The 11,058-nt window shown below is 63.7% G+C and carries 8 protein-coding genes; all 8 read left to right on the top strand.

Annotation, left to right across the window (positions count from 1 at the left end; all coding sequences use genetic code 11):
* The first annotated feature begins 51 nt into the window (after positions 1-51).
* The 8 genes from pilM (at position 52) to AB3M81_RS07085 (ending at position 11,057) form a co-directional block, all read left to right on the top strand.
* Positions 52-1,107: a pilus assembly protein PilM gene (pilM, locus tag AB3M81_RS07120; RefSeq protein WP_412903234.1), complete on the top strand. Its 1,056-nt coding sequence runs from the start codon at positions 52-54 to the stop codon at positions 1,105-1,107.
* Positions 1,104-1,985: a hypothetical protein gene (locus AB3M81_RS07115; protein WP_412903233.1), complete on the top strand. Its 882-nt coding sequence runs from the start codon at positions 1,104-1,106 to the stop codon at positions 1,983-1,985. The genes pilM and AB3M81_RS07115 overlap by 4 nt, the downstream gene beginning before the upstream one ends.
* A gap of 9 nt (positions 1,986-1,994) precedes the next feature.
* Complete coding sequence (locus AB3M81_RS07110; protein WP_412903232.1) at positions 1,995-2,717, top strand: hypothetical protein; 723 nt, start codon at positions 1,995-1,997, stop codon at positions 2,715-2,717.
* 1 nt (position 2,718) lies between these two features.
* Positions 2,719-3,399, top strand: a complete 681-nt coding sequence (locus AB3M81_RS07105; RefSeq protein ID WP_412903231.1) for a prepilin peptidase — start codon at positions 2,719-2,721, stop codon at positions 3,397-3,399.
* A 193-nt stretch (positions 3,400-3,592) separates the two neighbouring features.
* Positions 3,593-5,428: a GspE/PulE family protein gene (locus tag AB3M81_RS07100; RefSeq protein WP_412903230.1), complete on the top strand. Its 1,836-nt coding sequence runs from the start codon at positions 3,593-3,595 to the stop codon at positions 5,426-5,428.
* Between the two features lie 216 nt (positions 5,429-5,644).
* Positions 5,645-6,940, top strand: coding sequence for a hypothetical protein (locus tag AB3M81_RS07095; RefSeq protein WP_412903229.1), 1,296 nt, complete (start codon positions 5,645-5,647; stop codon positions 6,938-6,940).
* 104 nt (positions 6,941-7,044) lie between these two features.
* Positions 7,045-9,582, top strand: a complete 2,538-nt coding sequence (locus tag AB3M81_RS07090) for a hypothetical protein (RefSeq protein WP_412903228.1) — start codon at positions 7,045-7,047, stop codon at positions 9,580-9,582.
* 215 nt (positions 9,583-9,797) lie between these two features.
* Positions 9,798-11,057, top strand: a complete 1,260-nt coding sequence (locus AB3M81_RS07085; RefSeq protein ID WP_412903227.1) for a type IV pilus twitching motility protein PilT — start codon at positions 9,798-9,800, stop codon at positions 11,055-11,057.
* The last annotated feature ends 1 nt before the right edge of the window (position 11,058 follow it).

Genomic DNA, 11,058 nt, shown 5'->3' with positions numbered 1-11,058 from the left:
CTGCGGGACTCCCGACCGAACCGGTACCGGTGACGGACTGAGCGTGAACGCATGTCCCCGTTTCGTCGTCGCATAAGTAGGGGCATGGCAAAAGACAGGGTTCTGGGCGTCGACATCGGCGCGCACTCCATCAAGATCGCCGAAGTGGACTTCTCGGGTGAACGCCCGGAGGTCACCGGCTACACGGCCGTCGCGCTCCCTTTCGGCTCGATCGAGGACGGGCTGGTCGCCATCGACAAGCGCAAGTTCATCGTCGATGCGTTGAAGCACGCGGTCAACTCGGGCGTCTTCTCCACCAAGAACGCAGTCTTGGGGTTCAACAGCCCGAACGCCGCGTTCATGCACACCCTGACCATCGGCGCGATGTCCGAGGAGGACATCGAGAAGTCCAAGGTGCTGCTCATCGAGGCGGCCGACTTGGGCATCGACACCGCTCACCAGCAGATCGACTTCTCTGTGCTCGGCCGTCGCCCGCGAGGCAACAAGATCGACGTGCAGTTCTACTACATCCAAGACGACGTGGCTGAGACCATCTGCCAGATCGCCGAGGATGCGGGTCTGGAACTGGTTGGCGCCGACTTGGGGATGCTCGCCGCGTTGCGCGGTGCGGCCATCGACTTGCACGGTCATGGCGCTCAGGCGGTCGTGAACATCGGCGCCGACACCATCACGGTGGTCGTGCACCACAACGGTGTCCCCTTGTACGCGTTCGGTGACACGGTGTTCGCGGGCAACGAGGCGTCTCGTCTCATCGCGGACGCGCTCACCCGTGATCCGGACGACCCGGAGGTGGAGACGTACAAGCGGGCGGGCCAGTGGGACTACTCGACGTCTCAGGTGGTCGCCGAGTACGCCTCGAATCTCGCTGACCGCATCGTGAACGCGCTCGGCGCGTACACCCGCTCGACGCCGGACGCTCCGAAGGTCGAGTCGATTCTGCTGACGGGTGGCGGTTCGCTGCTGGTCGGTTTGGCGAAGGTCATCCAGACCAAGGCCAACATTCGCGTCCAGTACGCCGCCGCTGACACGTCCTCGTTCGCGGGAGACCTGCAGCACGCCACCCTCCATCTGACGGCCATTGGCCTGACCACGGGAGCCCAGTCATGAAGTTCGGCAAGAAGAAGAACGCTGTCGAGTCCGACGCGTCAACCGGCGTCGCGCTCGAGGTTCCTGCGGCCGAGGAGTCGTCGCTGGCGAAGAAGGAACTGTCCTTGTCGAGCCTGTCGGGGCTGTTCGGCAAGAAGAAGGTTGATTCGTCGGAGTTGACGTGGACGTCACCGGTGCGTCCGTCGGCTTTCCTGATGGCGAACTACATTCGTCGGCGTCGCGCGATGGCTGAGGCGCTCAAGAAGACGACGTTGCTGGGCATCATCTCGGCTGTCGCGTTGGTTCTTGCCGGTGCTGGTTCGGTCGGTTTGAACTACATGGCGAAGGCGGACCGTGACGAGGCCGAGGCGACGTTGTCGCAGTCGCAGTCGAAGTTGAAGGAACTGTCGAAGGCGTCCTCGTTCTTCGATGGTTTGGAGAAGCGCGAGCAGTCGGTCAACAACGAACTGGCGGCCGAGGTGGATTACGCGAAGGTGCTCGCGTCGGTCACTGACGCGCTCCCGTCGGGGTCGAAGGTGGCGTCGATGACAACGAAGTACGGCGAGGTCTGCTCGACCCCAGACCCTTTCTTGTCGGCGTCCGCGATCGGTTGCATCGAGTACCGGGTCACGGTCAAGGATCTGGCTGCCGCGTCGTGGTTCCTCGAGAACGCGAACGACGTGGGCAACAAGTACGTGAACTCGTTCCTCGTGACGTCCACAGCCAAGGGTGACGGCGACACGTATGCCCTGACCGGCACCGCGAACTATACCGCCGAGGCGTTCACTTATCGCTTTGTCGACAAGGGTGACGCTGCGGCCGAGGACACCCCCGCAAGCGACGCGACCGACCCCGCACAGGTCGAACCCACCACGACCCCCACCACCGGAGGGAACTGACTCATGGACATGAGCAAGCGCAACCCCGCGCAGATCTACCAGATGGGTGTCGGTGCGGTCATCGTCGCGGCGCTGCTGGCTTACTTCTTCGTGATCTCCCCGCAGTTGGCGTCCCGCGCTGACGCGAAGGAAGCCGCCGAAACGACGATGCAGACCGCCGAACTCGTCGAAGGTCGCCTCGCCGTGCTGCAGAAGCGCGTCGATGACTCCGATGAGGCGATGGCTCGTATCAACGACCTGACGAAGGCGTTCCCGACGACCTACAAGCAGGACGAGTTCATCGCACTGCTCGACTCGGCCGCCCAGAGCGCCGGAGTCACCATCGTCTCCATCAACACCACGCAGCCCGCTGACCCGTCCAAGTTCACCGACGGTCAGTTGTCCGACAAGGGCACCAAGGCGGCAGCCGAGGGTAAGCCGTCATCGGGTAAGGAAGCCCCGGCTGGCGCGGTCGCCGCGACCGGTGAGGGCGTCGCGAACAACGTCCCGCGCGAGGGTGACACCGCTGCCGGTCAGCAGATCGGCGACTTCCCGCTCGCGCAGGTGTCGGTGACGATGAACGTCGAGGGTTCGACGAGCGGGATGACGCGATTCATCCGTTCCCTCGGTGGCTTGTCGCGTCCCATCTTGATCGACTCGCTGTCGTTCTCCAACGGTGACAACGGCAGCACGGCGGACCTGTCCGGCCGGACCTACCTGTCCCGCCCGTTGGAAGTTCCGGACTTTGACTGAGGTGGCGCTGGTTCCGGCTTCGGACACCACTGACGGTGATCTGGAGCCGGAACTGGTGGAGGTTCGCGACCTGTACTCCCAGCAGTCCAAGATGCTGGCCCTGATGGTCGTTCTCGGTCTCGGTGCAGCCGTGGCGGTGTTCGAGACGCTCGCTCCGCAGATGGGCGTGTGGGGTGCCGCAGCAGCAGCCGTGTTCGCGTTGCCGTTGCCGGTTCTCGCGTGGACGGACTTGCGGACGCTGCGACTGCCGAACAAGATCCTCGGCCCGACCGCCGTCGCGTGGTTCACCATCTCGATGGTCGCGGTCGTTGCCGGTTCGTTGAACGGCGCAGATCTGCTGACCGGCGTGTTAACGGGGCTCGGTCTGGGCGTGCTCATGTTCGTCATCGCAGTCGTGTCCAACGGTCTGGGTATGGGAGACGTGAAGTTCGTGGCGCTCGCCGGGGCGGCCATCGGCACGTTCGACCCGCTCGCTGCCGTCATCGCGACGATGATCCTCCCTCCGGTGCTCGCGGTCCTCGGCGTCATCCCGCTGCTGGTGAAGTTCGCTGTCGTGCAGGGAAGGAACCCTGACAGCGCGAAGAAGATGGGCCAGTTCAAGTTCGCGTACGGCCCGTATCTGGTGCTGGGTGCGCTCGGCGGGCTGCTGTTCGCGCCGGTTCTGACCGGTCTTCTCCTCTGATCTGAACGATGTGACCTCGCGGTCGTCGCATGAGTTCAAGGGACAAGCCAGACCGGGCCGTTCCCGGTCCCCGCGGACAGAACAGGAATGACATGGAAGACCGCACCAAGATCCTCTTGCTGATTGCCGGAGCGTTCGTACTGGTGGCCGTCGCCTCGGTCACGGGCCTCATCAACTTCTTCCCGGCCTGAGCATGAGCGACTCCTACGACCCGCTGGACGACATCTTCGACGACAGCGCGAAGCCCAAGCGCCGTAACCGGGGTGCTGGACCTGACTTCTTCCGTGACCCGGGCCCTGAGCCGGAGAAGATCACGAACTTCATGCAGGTAGATCCCCACGTTGAGGCACTTCCGTCGATCGAGAGCCTCGACAGCACCGACGATGAGGACTTCGGAAGTTTCGAGCCCGTCGCCGACACTCTTGATGAGCCGGTCGTCGCTCCTGAGCCTGAACCGGTGGTCGGCGCTATCGACGTGTCCCGCCTGAACGACGAACTGGGCGACTTCGAACTTCCCAGCGTCGAGGCTGACACTGATGACGACGAGTTCTTCGACATCATCAACGCGCCGTTGGACAACGAAGTTCTCGGCATGCTGGAGTCGTCGACCGCCCGCCAGTTGAACGTCATCCCTTTGCGTATCGAGGGGAACCGTGTCTACATCGCGGCGGAGAACATCAACGACATCATGCTGTTGTCACGGCTGCGCCCGTCGTTCTTCGGCAAGTCGATCAAACTTGTCCCGGCTCGTGGGCGTGAGATCTCGCGCCGTATCGACGACGTGTACTCGGCCAAGGCTGAGGCCGACCGGGTGGCTGCCGAAGCGGACGTCGAAGAGTCGTACGCCGAGGTGCAGTCCGGTCAGGATCTCGGGGTCGTGGGTCGTCAGTCGTCCCCGGCCGAACGGATCTTGTCCCTCATCGTCGAGCAGGCTATCCGCGATGGCGCGTCGGACATCCACATCGAGCCGACCGCGTCTCTGCTGGTGGTCCGCAACCGTGTGGACGGCAAGTTGCGTGTCGCGGGCACCTACCCGATGGACATGGAGCAGGGTCTGACGACGTTGGTGAAGGTTCAGGCGCGGATGCGGACCGACAACCGGTTCATGCCGGATTCGGGTGTCATCTCGTATCGACCCAAGGGCGCGTCGAAGGCCGTGGACATTCGTGTCGAGACGGCGCCGTCGCGTTGGGGTCAGACGGTCGTCATGCGTCTGCAGAACGAGATCTGGCGCGACTTGTCCACGCTCGGGTTCTCCGAGAGGAACGAGGCGAAGTTCCGTGAAGCGATCGCCGATCCGTTCGGCGTGGTGCTCCTTGTGGGCCCGACCGGCAGTGGCAAGACGACAACGCTGTACTCGTCGTTGCGTGAGCGCATCGACTCCGACACGAAGATCGTCACGTTGGAGAACCCGATCGAGTTCGCCATCGAGCAGGGCGTCACGCAGATCGCGGTGAATGAGGAGCAGGGGATGACGTTCGCGCGTGGTCTTCGCTCGATCGTCCGTCAAGACCCGGACATCATCCTCATCGGTGAGATCCGGGATCAAGAGACTGCCGATGTGGCGATCGATGGCGCCATGACCGGTCACCTCGTGTTCTCGACCTTGCACGCGAATGACGCTGTGGGTGCGGTTCCTCGTATGACTCGTCTGGGTATCGAGCCGTTCCTGTTGTCGTCGGCGTTGACGGCCGTGGTTGCTCAGCGTCTAGTTCGTCGTCTGTGTCAGCAGTGCAAGGTTGAGGCGACGCACGACTTCGGTGACGGGGCGGGTGCCGTCCCGATCTTCGAGGCGAACCCTGACGGCTGTGACGACTGCTTCCGCGGTTACTCCGGTCGTGTACCGATTCATGAGGTGTTCCGCCTGAACAACACGTTGCGTGACCTTGTGGCGACAGACCCGCCGATGTCGGAGTTGGTGGAGGCGGCCATCGAGAACGGTCTGGTGACGATGCGTGAGGACGGCTTCGAGAAGGTTCGCGAGGGCATCACGAGCGTACGTGAGGTTGTCGCGAACACTCGTATCTGACGGCTCGTGGGGTTCGTGACGTTCGATGTCACGGACCCCACTTGCATAGATCACGCCAAGCCGGTTTTCGGCTGGCATCAGGCGCAGACGAGTTGTCGCTAATCATGTGATCGGGCTCACATTTAGTGAACATGCTCCCTTGCCGTTCCAGTCGTAATCGGGTGTTACAGCAGAACACTCATGTGACTGGAGTTAGATGTGACCCTTGGTTCGCGCATGAACGCACCCACCACCACCGTCAGCACTACCCCCGCCCTCTCCGAGCGCAAGATCCGCAGCAGCCGCAACGGCGACGAAGCCGTCTGCCGCGAAGCCGACCTCAAGATCGCCGCCATCGTCGAGGACGTCCTCGCCGGACGCCGAGGCGAGAAGTCCGCCCGCGCCGAGATCGCCGGAATCCTGTGCTCCACGACCATCCTCGCCTCCGTCGCCGCGCAGGCACAGGCCACCGCCTCCGAGCGTGAAGAGTTGGAGGGCAGCCTGCGCTACCTCATGCTCCGCAAGATCCTCGAGGCCAACGGCGAGAAGAACCTCAACTTCCAGATGCTGCGCGGCAAGAGCGCCTGCGGCTGGTTCCGTCAGTTCGCCCGTAAGGCCAGCCCCTCGGAACTGCGCAACGTCCGTGGCGCCAACCGCCGCTTCGGTGTCCCCATCGACACCAACGACATGGACTACCAAAAGTTCGTCGAACTCGCGACGCCCGAGGCCGTCAACGCGCCGTTCGCCGCGAACCTCGCCCAGTACAACTCCCCGGAGGATCTCGCCGCCGAGGAGAACGCCTCCTCGCTCATCGAGGAGTACATCGAGACCGCCCGCTACCTGCGCGGCCCCCGCGTCACCTTCATCAAGGCCGACGTCCTGCGTCGCTTCTTCTCCCTGCCGAACGCGACACGCCTTCCGTCGCCGACCGACCGCTCCTACGTCCTCGACCAGTTGGAGAGCGATGAGAAGGTCGCCTACAAGAGCGCGTCCATCGCGTTCCGTCTGCGCATGGGTGAACTCGACCCCGAGGACGTCAAGACCGACCGCCGCATGATCGCCATCTGGAACAACCACGATGACGAGAGCCTCGAGAACCTGCTGGACCGCCCCCGCGAGGTCGCCCACACGCTCGCCGTCGTCGCGTCCATGCAGCGACCCCGCCCGAACTCGGTCGCCCTGAACCGGTTCCGTCGCCTCGTGTCGGTCGTGTCCGAACTGCCCGGCTGGAAGGACGTCGCCAAGACGCTCGCCGACGCGTACATCGCCACGGAGTTCAACGCCCTGTCGTCGTACAACGAGCACCGCCTGTCCGAGGACGAGGTCGCTGAACTGCACGCCCAGCACGAACTGGACAAGGCCAAGTGGGGCCCGGCCGTCGAGGCTGCCGCCGAGTTCATTGGCGCTCCGGTCGGTGTCACCGAGGCTGCCATTCGTCGCACGCTGGACCACCACGCGATGGCCGCGGGTGCCATCGAGCCGTCCGGCTTCAAGAGCCCGGAGACGAAGGCCAAGCGCGCCGCGAAGAAGTGAGAGCAGGATCACGCCGCAGATCGCTTACACTGGCCCCTCACACCTTGTCTCGGGTGGGGAAGCATTCCTTGTAGGGGGAAGAACAGAAGATGACTCGGGTACCCATGAAGGTCGCCGTCGTGTTGACGGCCGTGTTGGCGATGGTGGTCGCCACTGCGGGCGTCGGCAACGCAGCGAAGTACCGCAAGGTTCAGCAGGTGACCTCGATCGCGAAGGCTGTCGAGAAGTCGTTCGTCTCGCAGAACCGCACCTCGGGCAGGGAGTCCGCGAACTCGTGCCTGCGTAGGCAGGCCAAGTACGAGGCGAACCGGTCGGCCAAGCGTGGCAAGGGCTTCTACCGGGTGAACCGCAAGACGGTCGCCAAGAAGTGCAACCTCGCGCACGTCTACATGGTGTTCGTGAAGGTGCCGAAGAAGTCGAGTAAGTCCTCGGTGGTCAAGAAGGTGCGTCGTACCGCCGAGTACAAGAGGTCGATTCGTTCGGCCAAGCACAAGGTGTACGGCGCGTCGACGTACCGGGACAAGAAGGTGAAGGGACGCACGTACACGGTCCTGTTCACGGGGCAGAAGAAGACTGTCGTGAAGAAGCCGACGCCGCTTCCTCCGCCCGTGGTCACTCCGAAGCCGACCACTCCCACTGCCGTCCCGACGAGCGAGCCGACCGTCACCCCGACGACACCGGCGCCCACGACCGCCCCGACGACTCCTGCACCCACCACGGAACCGACGAGCGAACCGACTCCCCCGGCCGCGCCGGTACTGGTCGGTGACACCCAGTTCTACGACGAACTCGCGTCAAAGATTCTCAACCGGGTCAACGTCATCGGCCCCTTCGGTTGGGTTTGGGGTGATTCGTGCGCGCAGATCGAGGCCGCACGGTTCGCCAAGACAGCCGCCGATGCCCGCTCGTTCGATGACGTCAACCTGACCCCCGTGTGCACGGGCTTCAACGAGACAGCCGTCTTCACTGCTCACACCGGCCCGACTGTTGACCCGTATCCCGAGATGGCTGCCGCTCTGGTCACCGACGCGAACCTGAGCCCCTCGGCTCCCGGTGGGCCACGCAACATCGCCGACGCCCTCGAAGCGTCCAGCGGCAAGATCTCGCTGGCCACGTTCCGAACTCACGACGGATCGCTGTTCACCGCTGCCGTTGTCACGTTCGACGACCCGCGCTACACGACCCCCGAACGGGACACCAACTTCGAGCAGCAGATCGCTGCGTCGCTCGCAGCAGACGCTGGCACCACACCGGATGACATCAGGCCAGCCGACCAGTGCGTCACCGACGAGATCGACTCACGGGCCCGCAGCATCGCCACAGGTCAGACCAACCCGGACGAACGTCAGTGGACGACCACGCCTCTCGACTGCCCGAACCTGTACAAGCAGTTCTTCACCTACTCCAAGGCCACAACCCCGGCCGACACGATCACCGACCTGACCTCCGGGACGCTCAACGGCGACACCGGCACCAACGCCGCCGACCGCATCAACTACGCCCTCACCCATGAAGAGGGACGCTTCGCTGTCCGGTCCTACCGCGACTATCGAGGGAACGTGTGGACCTACGCCGCCGTCATCCTCGACGACTACCCGTACAAGGCACCCGAGGCCGTTCCGGGCTTCGAGGCCGCGGTCGCCGAAGGTCTGGTCGCGCGGTCACTTCCTCGAATCCAGCGTGACCGCGAAGACGGGTTCTGGACAGGCGGGGATCCCGTGTGGACCGAGAGTGACGAGTGCCTCGCTGAGACGGCAGACCGATGGGCTCGCACAAAGGCCACCAGTCAGGCAAAGGCCAAGGACATCTACGCCGCGTACATCCCCGGGTTCAACAAGCCGAACGTCATCTACGGCGGCATGGCTGAGACTTTCGCATCGAGCGGCTGCGCAACCGGATACGCTGACGGGTTCGTCATGGCGTCCAAGGCGTCCACACCAGCGGCGGTCGTTGACGAGTTCATGACCAAGGAGGGGGTGCAGGGGCGGGTCGACCAGATCGGTCGAGCATACGCAAAGAACTGGAACGGCCTCGGAACTGTCGCCTACCATCTCGCCCACGAATACCCGGTCGCCGTTCGCTCCTACCGGGACTTCCGTGGTGATGTGTGGACGTACGCCGTCTTCGCAACGACATCGGGTGACACTCGACGCCTCGACGCCGACCAGATCGACATGATGGAAGACAGCATCGTGTCGAAGGTGAACGACTACCGACAGGCTCTCGGCAAGTCTCGCCTGCCGCGTCGGGACTGCATGGATACCGTCGCTGGTAACTCGCGCTTGTTCATGGGCACCCGCGTCATGTGGGACGGCTCGTTCGCTTCGTACGACCCGCACACCCGCATGCACCGCAACAAGGCGGACATCATCGCTGACTCCACCAAGCAGTGTGGAGTCCCCGTCGCGAGCGCCAACGAGATTGTCACCCAGACCACCGACACGCAGAACCTCCGCTCTCCCGCTTGGATGGAGCAGCAGATGAGCACGTGGATGGGTGACCGAGACCCTCGGGCCGGATGGAAGAACTCCCCCGACCATCACACGGCGATGACCGACGGGTCTTGGACATCTCTTGGCGTGTCGGTTCGTGATGCCGACAAGTCCGGAACCTACATCGTCACCATCGCGTTCATGAAGTAGTAATGTCGCCGTCCTGACTTGTGCGGCTGTGAGGTTCGAATCGTCGCATAAGTCAGGGCATGAGCGATGCCCCTCAGAACCCACGCCCGGCCAGCCCCTTCGGGGAGCCATCCGGTGCGTACCCACCGGCCGAGCAGGTTGACCCGACCCTCGCTCGCCGGGCCGACGCAGAACGTCAACGTGACCTTGAAGCCGAGGCACTCGCCGCCGCGATCATGTCCGGTGATGAGCCGAACTTCGAGCAGCCTCCCATCGACCCGAACGTCCGGGTCAACCACGACGGGAACGACGGCGGCTGGTTCAAGGGCCTGACCGAGACCGACGCGTCCGTCGATGAACCCGACGAGCCGGAAACCCCTGACCCGATCGTTCCCCAGCCCGGACGACCCCTCATCGAGTCGTACCTGACATGGATGGTCGAGAACAAGGGCTCGGACCTTCACATCTACGAAGGTGAAGTACCGCGGGTTCGCGTTCACGGAGCCCTGCGCCCCATCCCCGGCGCCAAGGTCATCGATCAGGACACCGTGGTCGAGATGATCGCAGACCTGCTCACCGCGAAGCAGTCCAAGGAGTTCGCCGAGACACGCGACATCGACGCCGCGTACGAGATGCGCACCGATCAGGGTGCAGCCGTGAACTCCCGCTTCCGCACGAACGCGTTCGTCGCGCTCGACCGGTACGGGCTCGTCATGCGAGTCATCCCCACCAAGATCCGCACCCTCGACGAGTTGGGTGTCCTCCCCCAGATCAAGACCCTCTCGAAGTTGCCGCGAGGGCTCGTCCTTATCACCGGGCCCACCGGCTCAGGTAAGTCCACCACGCTCGCCGCGCTCGTGGACCTGATGAACACCACACGTGACGACTCCATCTTCACGTTCGAGGATCCGGTCGAGTTCACTCACCACTCCAAGCGATGCATGATCCGTCACCGTGAGGTCGGAACCGACACCGAGTCCTTCTACTCGGGTTTGAAGGCCGTCCGCCGTGAAGACCCCGACATCATCCTCATCGGCGAGATGCGCGACACCGAGACCATTCGTGCCGCCATCGAAGCGGCCGACACCGGCCACCTCGTCCTCGCAACCCTGCACACGTCGTCCGCGTACGAGACCGTCGGCCGCATCATCAACACGTTCCCTGAGGAGGAGCAGAACCAGATCCGTGTGACGTTGGCGTCCATCCTCAAGGCGGTCGTCTGTCAGACCCTCATCCCGTCCCCGCATTCGGAGATGGGTCGGGTCGTCGCGACGGAAATCATGATGGTCACCCCGGGCATCGCGAACAACATTCGCGAGAACGACCTCCCCGCGATCCGCAACGCCTTGTCGGACACGTCCAGCGGCTCCATCTCCCTTGACGCGCATCTGGCGCAACTCATCAACGAAGGCAAGATCTCCAAGCGCGAAGCCATGAAGAAGGCGTCCAGCGAAGAGAACCTCACCCGTCAACTCGGCGGCACAGGCAAGGCGTAAG

Source organism: Aeromicrobium jepli, from assembly GCF_047246605.1.
Lineage (GTDB): Bacteria > Actinomycetota > Actinomycetes > Propionibacteriales > Nocardioidaceae > Aeromicrobium.
Note: the sequence above shows the minus strand (reverse complement) of the source record. Positions and strands in the feature narration are given on the sequence as shown.